General features: G+C 71.8%; 19 protein-coding genes. 6 read left to right on the plus strand and 13 right to left on the minus strand.

The window, feature by feature from the left end; translation table 11 throughout:
• The first annotated feature begins 30 nt into the window (after positions 1–30).
• Positions 31–294, plus strand: coding sequence for a non-oxidative hydroxyarylic acid decarboxylases subunit D (locus tag STRVI_RS23190; protein WP_014058059.1), 264 nt, complete (start codon positions 31–33; stop codon positions 292–294).
• Here the strand turns inward: STRVI_RS23190 and STRVI_RS23195 are convergent.
• Together STRVI_RS23195 and STRVI_RS23200 are read right to left on the minus strand one after the other, a co-directional pair.
• A complete protein-coding gene (locus tag STRVI_RS23195) occupies positions 284–1,519 on the minus strand; it encodes a cytochrome P450 (protein WP_014058060.1) in 1,236 nt (411 codons plus the stop codon). The genes STRVI_RS23190 and STRVI_RS23195 overlap by 11 nt on opposite strands.
• Entirely contained in the window at positions 1,516–2,139 is a 624-nt protein-coding gene (locus STRVI_RS23200) for a TetR/AcrR family transcriptional regulator (RefSeq protein ID WP_050993986.1), read from the minus strand. The genes STRVI_RS23195 and STRVI_RS23200 overlap by 4 nt, the downstream gene beginning before the upstream one ends.
• A gap of 292 nt (positions 2,140–2,431) precedes the next feature.
• Between STRVI_RS23200 and STRVI_RS23205 the strand changes: the two genes are divergently transcribed.
• Positions 2,432–5,119 carry a carbohydrate-binding protein gene (locus STRVI_RS23205; RefSeq protein WP_014058062.1) on the plus strand — a complete coding sequence of 896 codons (2,688 nt, stop codon included), beginning with the start codon at positions 2,432–2,434 and terminating at the stop codon, positions 5,117–5,119.
• A 14-nt stretch (positions 5,120–5,133) separates the two neighbouring features.
• Here the strand turns inward: STRVI_RS23205 and STRVI_RS23210 are convergent, their stop codons facing one another.
• Genes STRVI_RS23210 through STRVI_RS23235 form a run of 6 tightly spaced genes read right to left on the minus strand, consistent with a single transcriptional unit; the run spans position 5,134 to position 10,967 of the window.
• Positions 5,134–5,910, minus strand: coding sequence for an ABC transporter ATP-binding protein (locus tag STRVI_RS23210; RefSeq protein ID WP_014058063.1), 777 nt, complete (start codon positions 5,908–5,910; stop codon positions 5,134–5,136).
• A gap of 7 nt (positions 5,911–5,917) precedes the next feature.
• Complete coding sequence (gene mdlC, locus STRVI_RS23215) at positions 5,918–7,549, minus strand: benzoylformate decarboxylase (protein ID WP_014058064.1); 1,632 nt, start codon at positions 7,547–7,549, stop codon at positions 5,918–5,920.
• Between the two features lie 49 nt (positions 7,550–7,598).
• Entirely contained in the window at positions 7,599–8,420 is an 822-nt protein-coding gene (locus STRVI_RS23220; protein ID WP_014058065.1) for an ABC transporter permease, read from the minus strand.
• Positions 8,417–9,226: an ABC transporter permease gene (locus STRVI_RS23225; RefSeq protein WP_014058066.1), complete on the minus strand. Its 810-nt coding sequence runs from the start codon at positions 9,224–9,226 to the stop codon at positions 8,417–8,419. The genes STRVI_RS23220 and STRVI_RS23225 overlap by 4 nt, the downstream gene beginning before the upstream one ends.
• Positions 9,223–10,206: an ABC transporter substrate-binding protein gene (locus STRVI_RS23230; RefSeq protein ID WP_014058067.1), complete on the minus strand. Its 984-nt coding sequence runs from the start codon at positions 10,204–10,206 to the stop codon at positions 9,223–9,225. Before STRVI_RS23230 ends, STRVI_RS23225 begins: the two co-directional genes overlap by 4 nt.
• A gap of 29 nt (positions 10,207–10,235) precedes the next feature.
• Positions 10,236–10,967, minus strand: coding sequence for a dienelactone hydrolase family protein (locus STRVI_RS23235; protein WP_014058068.1), 732 nt, complete (start codon positions 10,965–10,967; stop codon positions 10,236–10,238).
• Positions 10,968–11,342: 375 nt separating this feature from the next.
• On the opposite strand from STRVI_RS23235, the gene STRVI_RS23240 reads away from it, so the two are divergent.
• Both STRVI_RS23240 and STRVI_RS23245 read left to right on the plus strand, forming a co-directional pair.
• Positions 11,343–11,849 carry a mycothiol transferase gene (locus STRVI_RS23240; RefSeq protein ID WP_014058069.1) on the plus strand — a complete coding sequence of 169 codons (507 nt, stop codon included), beginning with the start codon at positions 11,343–11,345 and terminating at the stop codon, positions 11,847–11,849.
• 87 nt (positions 11,850–11,936) lie between these two features.
• Complete coding sequence (locus STRVI_RS23245; protein WP_014058070.1) at positions 11,937–12,707, plus strand: ArsR/SmtB family transcription factor; 771 nt, start codon at positions 11,937–11,939, stop codon at positions 12,705–12,707.
• A gap of 75 nt (positions 12,708–12,782) precedes the next feature.
• Here the strand turns inward: STRVI_RS23245 and STRVI_RS23250 are convergent, their stop codons facing one another.
• Entirely contained in the window at positions 12,783–13,451 is a 669-nt protein-coding gene (locus tag STRVI_RS23250; RefSeq protein ID WP_014058071.1) for a pentapeptide repeat-containing protein, read from the minus strand.
• A gap of 208 nt (positions 13,452–13,659) precedes the next feature.
• Here STRVI_RS23250 and STRVI_RS23255 point away from each other — a divergent pair, with 208 nt between their 5' ends.
• Together STRVI_RS23255 and STRVI_RS23260 are read left to right on the plus strand one after the other, a co-directional pair.
• The gene (locus STRVI_RS23255; RefSeq protein ID WP_014058072.1) at positions 13,660–13,926 is read left to right on the plus strand and encodes a hypothetical protein; all 267 of its coding nucleotides are present in this window, start codon (positions 13,660–13,662) and stop codon (positions 13,924–13,926) included.
• Between the two features lie 207 nt (positions 13,927–14,133).
• Positions 14,134–14,388 carry a hypothetical protein gene (locus STRVI_RS23260; RefSeq protein WP_014058073.1) on the plus strand — a complete coding sequence of 85 codons (255 nt, stop codon included), beginning with the start codon at positions 14,134–14,136 and terminating at the stop codon, positions 14,386–14,388.
• 78 nt (positions 14,389–14,466) lie between these two features.
• Here the strand turns inward: STRVI_RS23260 and STRVI_RS23265 are convergent, their stop codons facing one another.
• From STRVI_RS23265 to STRVI_RS23280, 4 genes are all read right to left on the minus strand, one after another.
• Positions 14,467–15,642, minus strand: coding sequence for a damage-control phosphatase ARMT1 family protein (locus STRVI_RS23265; protein WP_014058074.1), 1,176 nt, complete (start codon positions 15,640–15,642; stop codon positions 14,467–14,469).
• Positions 15,643–15,682: 40 nt separating this feature from the next.
• Entirely contained in the window at positions 15,683–16,525 is an 843-nt protein-coding gene (locus tag STRVI_RS23270) for a pentapeptide repeat-containing protein (protein WP_014058075.1), read from the minus strand.
• A gap of 75 nt (positions 16,526–16,600) precedes the next feature.
• The gene (locus STRVI_RS23275) at positions 16,601–16,840 is read right to left on the minus strand and encodes a hypothetical protein (protein ID WP_014058076.1); all 240 of its coding nucleotides are present in this window, start codon (positions 16,838–16,840) and stop codon (positions 16,601–16,603) included.
• Between the two features lie 33 nt (positions 16,841–16,873).
• Positions 16,874–18,016, minus strand: a complete 1,143-nt coding sequence (locus STRVI_RS23280) for an inorganic phosphate transporter (protein ID WP_014058077.1) — start codon at positions 18,014–18,016, stop codon at positions 16,874–16,876.
• Positions 18,017–18,222 lie beyond the last annotated feature (206 nt).

The following is an 18,222-nucleotide window of genomic DNA, read 5'->3' on the forward strand; positions in this document are numbered from 1 at the left end:
ACACCACCCCACACCACGGAAGGACTTCGGATGTCCGACACCATGCCCCTGTGCCCGCGCTGTGCCCACGAGACGATCGAGCACATCACCGGCTCCCCCGTCCCCGGCGTCTGGGAGGTGCTCCAGTGCGGGCGGTGCCTGTACATGTGGCGCACCACCGAGCCCGCGCGGCGCACCCGGCGCGACGCCTACCCCGAGGAGTTCATGCTGACGCCCGAGGACATCGGCACCGCGCCGGAGGTCCCGGCCGTTCCGCCGCTGCGTATGCCCGGTGCCGGGGCGGCTACCAGGTGACGGGGAGTTCATAGACCCCGTAGATCACCGCGTCGTACTTGAAGGGGATGTCCGCCAGGTCCGTCGCCATCCGCAGCGTGGGGACGCGGCGGAGGAGGGTGGGGTAGACCACCTGGAGTTCCATCCGGGCCAGCGGCTGGCCGAGGCAGTGGTGGGTGCCCACGCCGAACGCCTGGTGGTGGCGGGCGTCCCGGCCGATGTCCAGCCGGTCCGGTTCGGGGAAGACGGCCGCGTCCCGGTTGGCCAGTTCGCCGAGGAGGATCACCCCCTCACCGGCCCGGATGGTCCGGTCGGCGATCTCGATGTCCTCCAGCGCCGTCCGGCGGCGTCCGAGGTGGACGACGCTGAGGTAGCGCAGGAGTTCCTCCACCGCGGAGGCGATCACCTTGGGGTCGTCGGCCTCGCGGACGCGGGCGAGCTGTTCGGGGTGCTGGAGCAGCAGCAGCGTCCCCATGGTGATCATGTTGGCGGTGGTCTCGTGTCCGCCGAGGAGCAGCAGCACGCCCATCGCGGCGGCCTCGCGGCGGGTCAGCTCGCCCGCCGCGATCTGCCGGGCGAGGCCGGAGAGCAGGTCGTCACCCGGCTTGGCGAGCTTCTCCCCCACCAACTGGTCCAGGTACTCGTACAGGTTGGTGTGCGCGGCGCCCCGCTCCTCGGGCGTGGCCACGGCGGAGACGAGGACCTTGCTGTTCGCCTGGAAGAACCCGTGGTCCTCGTACGGGACGCCCAGCATCTCGGAGATCACCAGCGAGGGAAGCGGCAGCGCGAGCGCCTGGACCAGATCGGCCGGTTTCGGACCGGCCAGCATGCGGGTGATGAAGTCGTCCACCATCTCCTGTACGACGGGGCGCATCGCCTCGACCCGCTTGATGGTGAAGGCGCCGCTGACCATGCGGCGCAGCCGGGCGTGCTCCGGATCGTCCATGCCGACGAAGCTGAGGTCGGTGGCCTCCCGCTTGCCGCCCGTATGCGGGACGGGGCTCGGAAAGCCGGGGTGGGAGAAGTCGGCGCTGAGCCGCGGGTCGGAGAGCAGGGTCTTCTGCTCGGCGTGGCCGGTCACCACCCAGGGGGTGCTGTCGTTCCAGGACCGGACCCGGGTCAGCGGGCCCCACTGCGCCAGGCCGCGCAGCTCCGGGGACGGGTCGAAGGGGCAGGCCGCGGCGCGCGGCTGGGGGAAGGCGGGGATCTCGGCCGGCGCGTCGCCGGTCACGGGCGAGGTGGTCATGGGTTGGTCCGGGCCTCCTTGGCTGGGGAACGGGGGGTGACGGGGGCGCGGAGCAGGCCGGTGATGGCGTCGGTCAGCGCGCCGGCCGTGTCATCCCAGGACGGCTGGCGCGTACTGGTCCCCTCGGCGAGGGCCCGCTCCCGTTCTGCGCAGGTGTGCGTGATCAACTGGCGGGCCATGTCGCCGCGTTCGGCCCGCACCTCGGCGGGCAGTGCGTCCAGGCAGCGGCCGAGGCCGTAGAGGGTCTCCCGCAGCGGCTCCCGGGTGAGGGCCTCGTCGGTGACGATCGCCCGCAGCAGCGGGTCGGTCATCACCTGGACGGCGAACCGGGCGTACCAGGAGGGGAGGCCGAGGGTGGCCAGGTGCTCGGGGGCGGGGCGCACCAGGCAGGCGACCCAGTCCCGGACCTCCCGGCTGCCGCGGGTCTCCTCCAGCATCCGCTGCCGGATCCGCTCGATCGCCTCGGAGTGCTTGCCCATGATGGCGCGCACCAGATCCGCCCGGGTGCCGAAGTGATAGCCGACCGCGGCGACATTGCCCTGCCCGGCCGCCTCGCTGATCTGACGGTTCGACACCGCGACCAGGCCGTGCTCGGCGTAGAGCCGTTCCGCGGCGGCCATGATGGCTTCGCGGGTCTCGGTGGAGCGGACGGTGCGTGCTTCGGGCACCGCGGCCTCCCGTCTGGATCGTTCCGGTGAGCGCTGCCGCCGTCACTTTAAAACACGCGAATTAAACAAGCAACCCACAGAGACATCCGATCTGTCGTCGACTCTCTTTGTGGCAGTAGAAGCAACTAAGCACCAAATCTCCCCTAGTCTCTCGGCCACACCTCCAGCCATTCCCTCCCCAGCCGTTGACCCCATCCGATGTTTCTCCTACGTTGCGGTCGAATCCCAACCGGGGAGGCTGTAGATGAGATCCGCGCTCAGGCGCATATCCGTGGTCGCCGCCGTAGCGGCGGCCCTGACCGCGCTGCCGGGCGCCGCATCGGCCGAAGGACGGCACCAGGGGCGCACGTTTCACGTCGCCACCTGGGGCGCCGACCGCGACAGCGGCAGCTCGCTCCATCCGTTCCGCACCATCGGCCGCTGCACCGAACAGGTCCGGCCCGGGGACACCTGTCTGATCCACCGCGGCCGCTACCAGGAGCGCGTCGCCCCGCCCTCGGGCACGAAGGACGCTCCGATCACGCTCGCCGCGTACGGCGACGGCGCGGTCACCGTGGACGGGACGAGGACCGTCACCGGCTGGCGGGACGCGGGCGGTGGTCTGGTGGCCGCCGATGTGGACCTCCCGCTCGACCGCAGCGAGAACGCGCTGTTCCTGGACGGCGAGCGCGCCATGGAGGGCCGCTGGCCCAACTCCGGCCCCGATCCGCTCAATCCGTCCTGGGCGGTGGCCGAGCGCTCCTCCACCGATCAGCACATCGACGACCCGGAGCTGCCGGACGGCGACTTCACCGGCGCCACCGTCCATCTGTGGGCCGGTTCCAACCCGTGGAGCCAGCAGACCGGCACGGTGACCGCCACCAAGGCCGGGGCGCTGGACTTCACCGGTGGCAACTACCGCTGCACCCCGCTGTGCATGGGCGATCAGAACTACCGGAACTACTACCTGGTGGGCGCCAAGGCCACGCTCGACCAGCCCGGTGAGTGGTACTACGACAAGGAGGCGGGCCGCCTCTATCTGGTCCCGCCCAAGGGCGGTGTCGCCGGCCATACCGTGACCGCGAAGCACGAGAGCTGGGGCGTGGACCTCTCGCACAGCTCGCATGTCACCGTGCGCGGCCTCGACCTGTGGGGCACCTCGCTGCGCACCGGCTCCGACAGCACCGGTGTACTGGTCGAGGGGGTGCGGGCGCGCTACATCTCGGAATTCTCCACGCTCCCCATGCCGCGCGACGACGAGTTGGCCATCCCGCCCGGCGAGGGACACATCGTCGCCTCGCGGGTGCTGAACTCCGGTGTCCAGATCCTCGGCAAGGGCAACACCCTGCGCGACAGTGACATCGGCTACTCCGCCGGCACCGGGGTGCTGCTGCGCGGCAGCGGCAACACCGTCACCGGCAACTACATCCACGACGTGGGCTGGATGGGCAGCTACACCCCCGGTATCGAGATCAACGGCAGCGGCCAGACCGTCACCCACAACACCATCCGCCGCACCGGCCGGGCGAGCATCGACACCGCCTGGCAGTTGAACGGCGTGCCCTTCCACGACAACCGGATCGCCTACAACGATCTCTCCGAGGCGATGCGCACCTCGCGTGACGGCAGCCCGTTCTATGTGTGCTGCAACCTGGACGCCAAGGGCACCAGCGTCGACCACAACACCGTCCATGACGCGGACGGCCAGGTCGGCTACTACATCGACAACTCCTCCAGCCAGTTCCTGCTGCACCACAACGTGGCGTACAACACCGGCTCCCGTGGCACCTTCTACAACGGCCACAGCGGGGTCAGCCTCGGCAACCGTGACCACCACTCCTCCTACGGGCTCGGGGTGACCACCGCCGTACGGCTGAGCGGGGCGACCGACGCCACGGGCACGTATGTGAGCAATGACGTGGCGCTCGGGCCGATGGAGATCTCCGGCCCCGGTGATCCGGCCCCGGTGGTACGGAACAACCTGCTGCCGCCCACGGATCCGCGCTACACCGACGCGCGCAACGGCGAGCTGTGGCCGCGCGCGGGCTCCCCCGCCATCGACGCGGGTGAGACCGTGGACGGGGTGACCGGCGAGGTCCGCGGCGGCGGGCCGGACCAGGGCGCGTATGAATACGGGGCGCCCATCTGGTCGTCCGGCTGCCGGCTGCCGGGCTGCGAGACCCGGGTCCGGGGCGACGGCTGGAAGGCGACCGCCTCGGGTGGCGCCGATGCCTCGGCCGCCGTGGACGGCGTCCAGACCACCCAGTGGAAGGGAAGCGCTCCGCAGTCCTCCGGTCAGTCGCTCACCGTCGATCTGGGCACCGCGAAGACCTTCGGCCGGATGGCGATCGACGCGGGGATGGATGCCACCGGGCACCCTTATGGCTTCACCGTCTCGGTCAGCCGCGACGGTGACCACTGGGGCACGCCGGTGGCCCGGGTCAGTGGCCGCTCCTTCACCCAGGACGCGGTCTTCCCGCAGCACACCGTCCGCTATCTGCGGATCGAGCTGACGGCGCCGGGCGAGAACCCCTGGGCGGTGAACGAGATCCGGCTCTACGCCGACGGCCCCGACGCGGCCGCCACCTTGCAGGCGGAGCGCGCCGAGGTGGTCCGGGGCGCCGAGCGCGGCGAGGCGGCCACCTCGGTCCTCGGGCAGGGGGACGCGATCGGCTTCCGGGGGGTGCGGTTCGGTGCGGGCGCGGACACGCTGACGGTGCGGCTGGCGTCCGGCGGCTGCGGGGACTGCGCCCTGCGGCTGCGCCTGGACTCCCCGGACGGACCGGTGGCGGCCACGCTTCCGGTGCGCGGGACCGGCGGCGCGGACAACTGGCGGGAGCTGTCGGTACGTCTCCCCCGCACGGTGACCGGCTCCCATGACGTCTATCTCCTCGCCACGGGCGGCCACCGGGTGGCCGCGGTCGACTGGCTGACGCTGCGTCAGGCGAGTTAGACGCGTCAGAAGTGTCAGAGGGGACGAGGTGGGGGCGTGGCCGCTCCCTGGCGCACCGCGCGCCCCACCTCCGTCCGCAGCGCGATGAACCCGGGCAGCCCCCGGGTGGCGATCTGGTCGCGGTCGGCGGGCAGCGCCACCGGCAGATCCGCCCGCACCCGGCCCGGCCCCGGAGCCAGCACCACCACCCGGTCCGCCACATAGACACTTTCGTCGATGTCATGGGTGACCAGCACAGTCGTCATCCCCTGGGCCCGGTGCAATCGCAGCAGCAGATCCTCCAGGTCCTCCCGCGTCTGGGCGTCCAGCGCGCCGAACGGCTCGTCCATCAGCAGCAGCGCGGGCCGGGCGGCCAGGGCGCGGGCGAGGGCGACGCGCTGCTGCATTCCGCCCGAAAGCTGCCAGGGGTGGCGGCGGGCGGCGTCGGCCAGGCCCACCCGCTCCAGCATGGCCACCGCCGCCGCATGGCGCTCCGCGCGGGGCAGCCCGCGCCGCCGCAGCGGAAGGGCCACGTTCTCCCGCACCGTAAGCCAGGGGAAGAGGGAGCGGCTGTAGTCCTGGAAGACGACACCGAGCCGGTCCGGGACGCCGTCCACCACCTCCCCGTCCAGGGTGATCCGCCCGGCGGAGGGGCGGACGAGGCCCGCGACACAGCGCAGCAGGGTGGACTTGCCGCAGCCGGAGGGGCCGACGAGGGTGAGCAACTGCCCGTCGGGGACGGTGAGTTCGATGTCCTGGAGCACATCGGGGCCGTCGCCGTAGCGGTGGCTGAGGTGGTCGATCCGCAGCATGTCCGCCTCACCGGGCCCAGGGCTCGTACGCCGGGGAGTCGTCGGCGGGGACCCGGATCTGGAGCAGCACCGGGCCGTCGTCACGGCCGAGGGCGAGGGCCCGGTCGAGGGCCTTGGGGAGCTCGTCGGGCCGCTCCACCCGGTCGGCCGGGCAGCCGAAGGACCCGGCGAGCGCGGCGAAGTCGATGCCGCCGATCTCGGTGCCCGGCACGGGTGTGATGCCGATGCGGCGGCCCAGCGCCTTGACCGCGCCGTAGCCGCCGTTGTCGAGCAGGAGGTAGGTCACCGGGGCGCGGTGCCGGGCCGCGGTCCACAGGGCCTGCACCGAGTAGAGCGCCGAGCCGTCGCCGACCACGCACACCACCCGTTCGCCGTCCGCGAGCGCGCGTCCGACCGCGAGCGGCAGCCCCCAGCCCAGCGCGCCGCTGCCGGTGGTGAGGAAGCGGCCCGCGCCGCTGATGGGGAGGCGGGCGTGGAGGGCGTCGCGGTGGCTGGGGGTCTCCTCCACCAGCACGGTGTCCCGGGGCAGCCGCTCGCGGAGCAGCTCCATCACCAGCTCGGGCGAGATCTCCTCGGCCGAGGCGGGCACCGGCTCGGGGGCGGGCACCGGCTCCGGCGCGGGCCGCTCGGAGGGCTGGACGAGATCGGTGAGAGTGCGCAGGGCGGGGCGGAGGGTGGTGACGATGCTGGTGCCCACGGGGAGCCACGCGGCCTGCGCGGGGTCGCAGTCGAGATGGTACAGCTCGGTGCCGTCGGCGAGCGGCGGGCCCTCGGTGTGCACGTGGTAGGTGAACAGCGGGGCGCCGAGCGCGACCACCACATCGTAGGGGGCCAGCCGCTCCGCGAGCTGGTCGGCGACGGGCGGCAGAAAGCCCTGGAAAAGCGGATGGCGTTCGTCGAAACCGGAGCGTCCGGAGAGCGGGCTGATCCACACCGCGGCCCGCAGCCGTTCGGCCAGTTCGGCCACTTCGCGTACGGCGTGCTCGTCGTCCACGCCGGGCCCGGCGACCAGCGCGGGGCGGGCCGCGGCATCGAGCGCGCGGGCGAGACCGGCCAGCGCGCCGGGGTCGGCGGTGTAGCCGCCGTGGACGGTGCGCGGGGCGACCGGCTCGGCGGGGCGGTCCCAGTCGTCCTCCGGTACGGAGAGGAAGACCGGGCCCCGGGGGTGGCTCATGGCGACGCGGTGGGCCTCGGCGAGCGCGGCCGGCACATCGGCGGCCCGCTCCGGCTGCCTGCTGAACTTCACGTACGGGCGCGGGAACCGGGCCGGTTCGTCGGCGCCGAGGAAGGGCCGCAGCGGGAGCAGCGCACGGGACTGCTGGCCCGCGATGATCACCACCGGCACCCGGTCCCGGTAGGCGTTGAACACCGCGCCCAGGGAGTGGCCGACACCCCCGGCGGAGTGCAGGCTGACCAGCGCCGCCCGCCCGGTGCCCAGGGCGTGTCCCGCGGCCATGGCGACGGCGGTCGACTCCTGCAGTCCGAGCACATAGCGGAAGTCCTCGGGCCAGTCACGGAACATCCGCAGTTCGGTGGAGCCGGGGTTGCCGAAGACGGTCGTCATGCCGGTGGCGCGGCACAGTGCCAGCACCGCCTCGCGGACCGTGGTGGTCGGTGGGTGGGCGGGGGGCGCGGCCATGGGGCCACCTCCTCGGCTGGGTGCGGGGGCGGGTCCTGCGTACGGGTCGTCAGGAGCGGTGCGCGGCACGATGTCTGCCGAGAGCCAGGCGTTCGAGGGTGAGCAGCACACTGTTGAGCAGATGGCCGAGCGCGCCGAGCAGTACCATCACCGCCCACACCGTGAGCAGATCGGAGCGGGTCTGGGCGTCGGTGAGCTGGAAGCCTATGCCGTCGGCGGTGCCGGGCAGCAGCTCCGAGAACACCATCAGGATCAGCGAGAGCGACAGGCTCAGCCGGAGCCCGGCGAAGATGCGCGGAAGCGCGGCGGGCAGATACAGCAGCACGATCCGCTCGGCGGGCCGCATCCGCATGGTGGCGGCGACGTCCAGCCGCAGCGGGTCGATGCCGCGGACCCCCTCGGCCGTGTTGATCAGTACGGGCCAGATGGCGCCGAAGACGATCGAGGCGAGCTGCATCGGCGTGCCGAGGTCGAAGACGACGACGAAGACGGGCACCAGCGCGGGCGGGGGCACGGCGCGGGCGAACTGCAGCACCGGGTCGCACAGCGCGTACACGGTGCGCGAGCGGCCCAGGGCGAGTCCCAGCACGATGCCGAGGACCGCGGCGAGGGCGAATCCGGCGAGCACCCGGCCGAGGCTGGGCAGCAGATCGCGGACCGCCCCGTCGGTGAGGAACGCCCGCCCGGCGGGGCCGGAGAACCACAGGTGATAGCCGTGCTCGACGATCCGGGCGGGGGTCGGGAAGAACACATTGCCGTGGGCCCGCGCGGCGAGCTGCCACAGCGCCACCGCCACCACCGGTACGCCGAGGCGCAGCGCGAGGGTCCGGGGCAGCCGCCGGACGGTGTGGAGCGTGTGCTGCGCGGTCATGTGCGGCTCCCGCGGTGCTCGGGCGCCCAGGGGAACAACCGCCGTTCGACCGCGGTGAGCGCCAGATTGACGACGAGGCCGAGCGCTCCCGCCCACACCACACCGGCCAGCACATCGCGGGTGCCGTCGGTGGCCATGCCCGCCTGGGCGATGAAAATGCCCAGCCCCTCGCCGAATCCGGCGAGGATCTCGCCGGCCACGGCGAGGATCAGGGCGGTGGCCGCCGCGATGCGCACCCCGGCGGCGATGAACGGGGCGGCCGAGGGCAGACCGGCCCTCAGCAGAACGGCGAGCCGCCCGAAGCCGAAGGCGCGCAGCGTGTCCTTGGCCAGCGGATCGGTCTCGCCGAGCCCGTAGACGGTGTTGAACAGCACGGGCCAGACACAGGCGTAGGTGACGAGGGCGGTCGTCGTCTCGCTGCCGGCGCCGAGCAGCAGTGACACCAGCGGGATCAGGGCCACCGACGGCACCGGGCGCAGGAATTCGATCAGCACCCGCGCGGCCTGCCCGGCCGCCGGCACACTGCCCAGCAGCAGCCCGAGGGGGATCGCGAGGGCGCAGGCCAGGGCGAGCCCGGTGGCCCATGCCTCGAGGGTGGCGCCGACGCCGTTCAGGAAGGCGGTGTCGCCGCCGAGTTCGACGGCCCGTACCAGCACCTCGGAGGCGGGCGGCAGGAACGCGCGCCGCACCATCCCGGAACGGCTGAGGGCCTCGCAGGCGGCGAAGGCCACGAGCACGCCGACAGCCCCGAGCAGCGCGTCCCTGGCCCGCCCGGTGCGCTTCCGCCTGGCCGTGGCGGGGCTCACTTGGCGGGCTGGTAGAGGACGGCGGCGGGGTCCAGGTCCTTGGTGAGCAGTTTCTGCGCCCGCATCAGGGAGATGAGCCGCTTGAGCTGAGCGGCGCTGGAGGTGGCCGGGTAGTCGGGCAGGCCGATGGCGGCGGCCTCCGCCGGCTTGATCTTCGTATAGCCGGGCAGCGCCTTCTCCACGGCGCCGCGATCCTTGGCGGCGACGGCCTGGGCGGCGGTGATGGCGCGCCGGAACGCGGCGGCGGACTTCGGGTACTTGTCGATGAACGTGTCGGTGGTGACATAGCCGCTGAGCGGCAGTCCGGCGGTGGGCGCCGCGTTGCCGTCGACCACGGTACGGGCCTTCAGCTCGCGTTTGAGCGCGGTGACGAACGGCTCGGCGGCGTGCACCGCGTCCACCTGGCCCCGCTCCAGCACCGAGCCCATCTGCGGGAACGGAACCTGCCGGTACTCGGGTAGCCCGGCCCCTGCCCTGCCGAGGACGGCGTTGAGGGTGAGCGACTGGATGTTGTTGAGGATGTTGACCGCGATCTTCTTGCCCTTGAGGTCCCGCGGCCCCTTGATCTTGGAGTCGGAGGGCACCAGCACCGCCATCATGTGCGGGGCGTTGCGCGCCCCCTCGGCCAGCACCCGGGTGGCCAGGGTGCCCTTCTCGCGGGCCTGGAGGAACGTCACGAAGTTGGCGCCGCCGATGACGTCCACCTGACCGTGGGCGAGCGCGGGCAGTGCCTGGACGCTCTGCTGGACCGGCTGGACGCGGACGTTCAGCCCCTCCTTCTCGAAGAGCCCCCGATCGATGGCGATGTGCAGCGCGGCCACATCGGCGAGCGGCAGTCCGGCGACCGTGATCGTCTTCTTCTCCGGCCCGCCCCGGGCCCCGGACTCCTCCTCGGAGCCGCCGCATCCGGCGAGAAGCAGGGCGGTGACCGTGGCGGTCGCGGCCAACTTTGCTGAGCGGAGGCGCAGTTGGACTCTCATGGCATTTCACGATAGGGGCCGTCAGCTCTTCACACCATGGTCGGGAACACCTCGTCGAACAGGTCGAGCATGGCCCGCCAGGCCCGTTCGGCGGAGGCCCGGTGGTAGCCGATGCCCGGGCGGGCCGAGGGATCGGGGTCGAGGTCCGGGTGGGTGAAGCTGTGCAGGGCGCCGCCGTGGATGGTCATGCGCCAGTCCACCCCGGCGGCCCGCATCTCGTCCTCGAAGGCCAGGCGCTGCTCGACCGGGATGATCGGATCCTCCGACCCCACGCAGACCAGGACCTTGCCGGTGATGTTGACGGCGTCCTCGGGGCGGGTGGTCGTCAGACTGGGGTGGAAGCCGACCACGGCCTTGAGGTCGGCGCCGCCGCGGGCGAGTTCGAGGGCCATGGTGCCGCCCAGGCAGTAGCCGATGGCGGCGAGCCGCGAGGTGTCGGCCCTGGGCTCGGCGGTCAGCACGGCGAGCCCGGCTCCGGCGAGGGCGCGCATGCGGTCGGGATCGGCGAGCAGCTCGTCGACCCGGGCGAACATCTCCTCGCGGTCCTCGATGAACCGTCCGCCGCCGTGGTAGTCGAGGGCGAAGGCGACATAGCCGAGTTCGGCGAGCCGGTCGGCGCGCTCGCGCTGGTGATCGGTGAGGCCGGGGCCCTCATGGGCGATCAGCACGGCGGGGCGCCGGTCCGTTCCACCGGGCAGCGCCAGATGGCCCACCATGGTCGTGCCGTCCACGGGGTATTCGATTCGCCTGGTCGTCACCATCGCCGCGCTTCCTTGTCCTTGTCCGTGTTCTTGAAGGGTTCCTGGGCTCTTGGGCCTTCTCGGGCCTTCTTGAGCGTCGAGCCGGATGGGGGGAAGCTAACAGCGGGGGCGCGCCGGGCCCGTGCTTCTTCGCCGGGGGCCGATTCGGTCTGCCGACAGCGAAGGCGAACGGGGTGGCCGGGCGGTGTATGGCAGGGGCGGTCGCGGCTCCCCGCGGACCGGCTCGACAAGGTGACGGGCGACCAGGCGGCGCTCGACCGCTACTTCACCCTCGTCCCGCCCGTGTGAGTCGCGTCCCGGCGAGTCGGCGCCCCTCGGCCCGCGCCGCGGGGTGAAACCATGGCCGGAAGGTAACCACGAGCGAGGGAGCCGTGAATGAACAGCGCCGATCTGCTGGCCGACGCCTTTGAGCGGGTGCGCGAGGAGGTGCAGGCGGCCGTGGACGGGCTTTCCGAGGACGAGCTGGCCGTACGGCTCGACAGCGGGGCCAATTCGATCGCCTGGCTGGTGTGGCATCTGACCCGGGTGCAGGACGACCACATCGCCGACGCGGCGGGCACCGAACAGCTGTGGACGTCCGAGGGCTGGGCCGAGCGGTTCGGCCTGCCGTTCCCACCGGACGCCACCGGCTACGGCCACCGGAGCAAGGACGTGGCGGCGGTGCGGGCGGACGCCGACCTGCTCGCCGGGTACTACGACGCCGTCCACGAGAACACGCTGGCCTTCGTGCGCGGCCTCCGCGACGCCGATCTCGACCGGATCGTGGACGACCGGTGGACCCCGGCGGTGACCCTCGGCGTCCGGCTGGTCAGCGTGATCGCGGACGATCTGGAGCACGCCGGGCAAGCGGCGTTCATCCGCGGCGCGATCCGCAGGCGATAGCGCGACATCACGGAGCACGGGGGCCGTCACACCGCCCGCATTGACATGCAGGCAATCGCCTGCCTAACGTGCGGTGTGAGCTCAGAGATGGACATGGTCTTCAAGGCGCTGGCCGACCAGACCCGGCGCTATCTGCTGGACAGGCTGCATGAGCACAACGGCCAGACGCTGGGCGAGCTGTGCCGGCGGCTGGAGATGACCCGCCAGTCCGTGACCCAGCATCTGGCCATCCTGGAGGCCGCCAATCTGGTCAGCACGGTGCGGCGGGGCCGCGAAAAACTCCATTACCTCAACCCCGTCCCCCTCAATGAGATCCAGGAGCGCTGGATCGACAAGTTCGAGCGCCCGCGGCTGCGCGCGCTGAGCTTGGTGAGACGACAAGCCGAGAAAGCGATGGAAGCGATGGCCGACAAGCCGGCGTTCGTGTACGTCATCTATATCGAGAGCACACCGGAGAAGGTCTGGCACGCGCTGACCGACGCCGACCTCACGGCCGAGTACTGGGGCCACAGCAATGTGTCGGACTGGCAGGTCGGCTCCCCGTGGGAGCATCAGCGGACGGACGGCTCCGGCACCGCCGATGTCGTCGGCACGGTCGTGGAGAGCTCACCGCCCACCCGGCTGGTGACCACCTGGGCCGCACCCGACGCGGATGCCGCCGCCGAGCCCTCCCGGGTCACCTTCGACATCCAGCCGCACGGCGACATCGTCCGGCTCACCGTGACCCATGAGAACCTGGCCGACGAGGCCGAGCGGACCGCGGCGGCCGGTGGCTGGGCCGCGGTGCTGTCCAACCTGAAGTCGCTGATCGAGACGGGGAGTCCGCTGCCGCAGCAGCCCTGGCTGATCCCCCAGTGACCTTGCCTTCGGCCACCGCCGGTCACGGCCCGGCGTCCCACGTCCCACCTGCCGTGACCGGTGGGGCGTGGGCACTCACCGGGCGGCCCCACCGTCCCGTACCGTGATCCCCAAGGCGTCGGCGAGCATCGGCGCCAGCTCCATCAGCTGCCCGCTGCCGATGGTGGCGCCGCCCAGCGCGTCATAGCCATCGGCGATCTCCAGCCGGGTGGCCGCCCGCAGATCGACCTTCGCCATCCGCGCCTTGCCGAACCGCACATCCTCCAGCGCCGACCCCGGAAACGCCACCTCCGTCAGCGCCGCACCGCCGAGGTCGACATCGCGCAGCAGACAGTCCACGAAGGTGACGTTCCGCAGCGTGGCGGTGCGCAGATTCACCGATTCCAGCTTGCACCGGTGGAAGACCACCCGGTGCAGCCGCGCGGAGAACATTTCGAGGCCGGCCAGTACACAGCCGCCCAGCTCGCCGTCCTGCCAGTCGGTGTCCGCCAGATCGGTGCCGACCCACCGCACCCCGTCCAGCCACACCTCATTGAACCGGGCCCCGCGACCACGGCCCCCGGTGAAGGTCACCGAGGAGAACGCGGATTCGAGGAATCGGGCGTTGTCGCAGATGGGCCCGTCGAACGCGGCGCCGTCCAGATGAACGGTGTCGTAGTCGCCCCCTTCCGCCAAGGCCCCGTCGAACGGCCGCAGATGGTCGGCGAAGGGCAGATCGGCGAGTTCACGGGGGGACGGCGCCATGCGGGGCTCACTTTCCTGGGGGCGGACGGCGTGTGGGGGCGATCCTGCCATCCGGGTCGGACACCCCCGCGAGGACCGACCGGCACCGGAGGGGATGGCGTAGGCCGTGCGGGTCACTCCACGGTGCGCTTACCCGACTTTGCCCCGTATTTATCCGTTAAATCTGATGGTCAGATATCTCGCTCTGCGACCCAACACGGAGGAACCCATGCAGATCGCGAAGAAGGCCGCCCTGCTGGCCGCGACCGCCAGCGCCCTTGTGCTCCTCGGCACCGGCACCGCGGCCGCCTACGGCGGCGGCGGCAACAGCGGCGCCGACAGGAGCACCGGCACCCCCACCAGCTTCGACATCTCCAGCTTCATCTTCCAGAGCAACGACTGCGACACCTCCACCGGCACCACCCTCTCCACCGCCGCCGCTGCTCCGAGCGGCGAGATGGAGATCGGTAGCACCTGCATCAACTCCATTGGCTGACCTCCGGCGAGACCTCGGCGGCCACGGTCGCCGAACCAGGGCGCTCCCCTCACCGCTCCGGCGGCGAGGGGAGCGTTTCCCTTTCGGCCGGATAGTGCATGGGCCAGTCGGGGCACTCTCCGGTGCGCTTACCCGGCTTTCTCCCACCTTTCTCCGTTAAATCTGATCGTCAGATATCTCGCTCTGCGACCCAACACGGAGGAACCCATGCAGATCGCGAAGAAGGCCGCCCTGCTGGCCGCGACCGCCGGCACCCTGGCTCTTCTCGGCACCGGCACCGCAGCCGCCTACGGCGGCGACAGCGGCGTCGACGCCCCCACCAGCGCCAACCTTTCCAGCTTCATCTTCCAGACCAACGACTGCGACACCTCCACCGGCATCACCAGCTCCCTCGGCGGCGTCGGCGGCGCCAGCGGTGACATGAAGATCGGCAGCACCTGCGCCAACCTGATTCGCGGCTAACGTCGGGAAAGGGTGCGGCGGCCACGGTCGCCGGCCCCATGCGCTTCCCTCGGCCCTCCGGGGCGAGGGAAGCGCGCGTTACCGCCGCACCTGGATCAGCGCATGGGCGCCGCTGGTGCGCCAGTGGTCCTCATGCGCGTCCAGCGCGGCCACGGCCCGCTCGTCGAGGCCGACGATGACATCCGACTTCAGGGTGCGCAGTGCGGCCACCGGGCCGGGGAAGTACCCGGTGCGCTCGGCGAAGGAGGTGGTCGGGGGCCACAGCCGGTCGCCGACGAGGCGGCGGTAGTTCAGATCGCCCTTGAAGACGGTGAGCGTGGCCTCGGCGAACTCGCTCCGCAGATCGCCGGGCATCTCCTCGTACGGCAGCGGGGCGCGGAAGAAGTCATGCGCCCGTACGACGAGCCGCCCGTCGCCCATGGCGGCCCAGAGCCGTCTGCCGGTTCCGGCCGCTGCGCCCTCCGCCCGCACCAGACGGCGCAGACAGTCCACGACATCCTCGGTGGTGGCGTCGGAGACGTAGTACGGATACGGCTTCACCTGCAGCACCACCCGCTCGGCGCGCCCGTGGTGGAGCACATGGTCGATGAGGACGAGGTCGGGGAGCAGCTCCCGCCCGGCGTTGTCCGCCACCAGGCACAGCGTGGCCGGGGAGCCGGTGGGCAGCAGGGACCACAGCGCCTCGGAGTCGTCCGCGACCAGCGGCGGGGTGTCGGCGCCACTCGCGTCAGCGGCCGATGAGGAGATGCGGAAGCCCAGGTCCGCGCGGTTGCCCCACAGGGAGCCGTGCACCAGCGCGTTTGCCTGTTCCCCGGCGGGTTTGCGCAGGATGTCGTCGAGGGTGGCCAGTTCGGCCTCGGCCTCAGGGGTGTGCAGCTCGGCCTGTTTGAAGGGGCGGAACGGGTCGATGCCCCGCCAGGGCCCGTCGGCGAAGTAGCCCACGGCTTCCAGGAGCCGGCGGTAGAAGTAGCTCTCCGCCCACAGGAACGGCACGTCGAACCATGACCGGCCGAAGTGCTCCCGGCCCCACTCCGCCCACCGGTCGTGGTCGTACGCGGTGGGCGGGAGCGGGGTGATCGTGCCCTCGGCGGCGTTGTCGCGCAGCGCGTCGAGGCCACGGTGCTGCTCGGGGCCGTACGGGAAGGCGTCGCGCACCTTCTCGATCAGTGCGGGATGGCGCTCGGCCAGCACACTCCGGGCGAACGAGCCGGGTTCATCGCTACGGATCACGGGCGCGTCGACGGTGTCGGACATGGCAGTCAGGGTCGCACACCGCGTGGTGGCGAGGAGGGGATCACCAGTGCGCGGGGCGAGTGAGGGACGGCGGCAGCCGGGTGGCGGCGTCGCCCTTGGCCGCGGCGAGCTGGGCCTGGGTGAGAAAGATGGCGCCCCGGAGGTCGGCCGCGCTCAGGTCGGCGTCGCGGAAGTCGGCCCCGATCAGATCGGCCGCCGTCAGATCGGCTCGGGTGAGGTCCGCCGCGATGAGGCGGGCCCCGCGGAGGTTGGCGCCCCGCAGATCGGCTCCCCTCAGGTCGGCGCCGATGAGATCGGCTCCCCTGCGGTTCTTCTTCTTGCCCGGGATCCGGGCCCGTATCAGCTCGCTCGTCCGCAGCAGCAGCTCATTGACCCGGTCGCGGTGGGCCGCCACATCGAGCTCCATCAGCTCGGAGGCGCTCCCCTCGGTGAGGCGCTCCGTCTCCCGCAGCGCCCGGCGCACCGCGCCGTGGACGGGCCGCGCGGCCGGCAGGGTCAGCGCCTCGGTGAGGTACCAGAGCAGCTCATGGAGGTGGCGCATGGTGGGGAGGATGGCGAACATCTCGGAGGCCGTCCCGGGGTGCCGCCGCCAGTCGCGGCCCTCGAAGGTGAGCTGGGAGACCTTCTGCCCGGCGCCGAAGCAGTCGTAGACCGTGCAGCCCTTGAAGCCCTCTTCCCGCAGCCGGGAGTGGATACCGCAGCGGAAGTCGGACCGGAGGTTACGGCAGGGCTCCCCAGCGCCCTTGCCGATCGCGAAGTCCGCGGAGGCGGCGAAGGGCAGGGCGACACAGCACAGCCCGAAGCAGTTGCCGCAGTCGGCTCGCAGGGCGGTACGGTCCGCGGCGGCCGGGCCGGAGGAGGGGGTTTCGGTCGGATGTGACACCGTGCGTGGTCTCCCGCGTGGACAAGAGCACCGCGATGCGGGCGGCGCTGGGTGGCTCCATTGTCGCAAGCGGGCTCAGCCGGGAATGATCAGGTCGATTCCATAGGCGGCGATCGCCAGGCATGCGGCGAAACACACCACCGCCGCGCCCGCCGCCACCGTGTCCGAACGACCGCGGCGCGCTCCATGGCGCGGCACCCCGCCACCGGCGCGGGCCCAGGCGGCGACGCCGAGAGAGAACATCACGACCACCAGGACGGTGACCCCGAGACTGACCCCGAAGACCCCGCCGATGGTGCCCCAGGTGGTGCCCATACGGATCAGCTCCTCACGGCGGTCGTATCCGGGTCAGACGGTCCTGTCGAGGGTGCGCTCGGCGGGCTCGGGGACGCCCGGCTCGTTCACGTTGTCCGGATTCACCGGGCGACGGCGCGAGAGCGCGTAGAAGCCCACCGCCGCGGCCACGGCGATGCCCGCCACCAGGGCCACCCCCGCGTTGCCCCGGCCGGCCGCCCAGGCCGCGACACCTCCCACGGCCGCCGCCGCGGGCAGGGTCAGCAGCCAGGACACGGCGATCCGCCCGGCGATCCCCCAGCGCACATGGGCCAGCCTGCGGCCGAGCCCGGCCCCCAGGATGCTGCCCGTGCACACCTGGGTGGTGGAGAGGGGAAAGCCCAGATGCGACGAGGCCAGGATCACCGCGGCGGCGCTGGTCTCGGCGGCGAAGCCCTGAGGGGGCTGGATGTCGGTCAGCCCCTTTCCCATGGTCCGGATGATCCGCCACCCGCCGATATAGGTGCCGAGCGAGATCGCCACGCCCGAGGCGAGCACCACCCACCACGGGGGCCCGGAGCCGTGACCGAGCACACCGCCGGCGATGAGGGTGAGCGTGATGACCCCCATCGTCTTCTGCGCGTCATTGGTGCCGTGGGCGAGGGCCACCAGGGACGCGGATCCCACCTGGCCCGCGCGGAAGCCCTTGCCTGCCGCGGGGGTGGCCGCCCGGTGGGTGATCACGTAGGCGAGATAGGTCGCCAGCATGGCCACCGCACAGGCCACTATCGGTGAGGCGACCGCCGGAATCAGGATCTTCTCGACGATCGCGGTGAAGCGCACCGCAGATTCCCCGGCGCCCACCCACACCGCGCCGATCAGCCCGCCGAACAGGGCGTGCGAGGAACTCGACGGCAGCCCGGCGAGCCAGGTGATCAGATTCCACAGGATCGCCCCGATCAGCCCCGCGAAAATCATGACCGGGGAGACCTTGGCGTCGTCGACGATGCCATTGGAGATCGTCTTGGCCACTTCCGTGGAGAGAAAGGCCCCGGCCAGATTGAGCACTGCGGCGACGCCGACGGCGATCCGGGGCGACAGCGCCCCCGTGGCGATGGACGTGGCCATCGAATTGGCGGTGTCGTGGAAGCCGTTGGTGAAGTCGAAGGCCAGTGCCGTGAGGATGACGGCCACCAGAAGGAAGGAGACGGAGTCCATTCCCGACCTCCCGCACCAGGAGTGGTCCGCCACATCGCGGCGTCGGACCGTCTCGTGAAGACCGCTGTCTGCTGTCCACGCTAAGCGTGGTGTCAGGAGGGCGCCAACGCTGGCGTCCGGCCCAACGACCGGGCCCGGTCGGCGCCGTGGACACGGCTTCACCCGGCCGCGGTGCGGCAGTGACCGGCGCGGTGCGCTCCGCCCGC

The organism is Streptomyces violaceusniger Tu 4113, from assembly GCF_000147815.2.
In the GTDB taxonomy this organism is placed as follows: Bacteria; Actinomycetota; Actinomycetes; order Streptomycetales; family Streptomycetaceae; genus Streptomyces; species Streptomyces violaceusniger_A.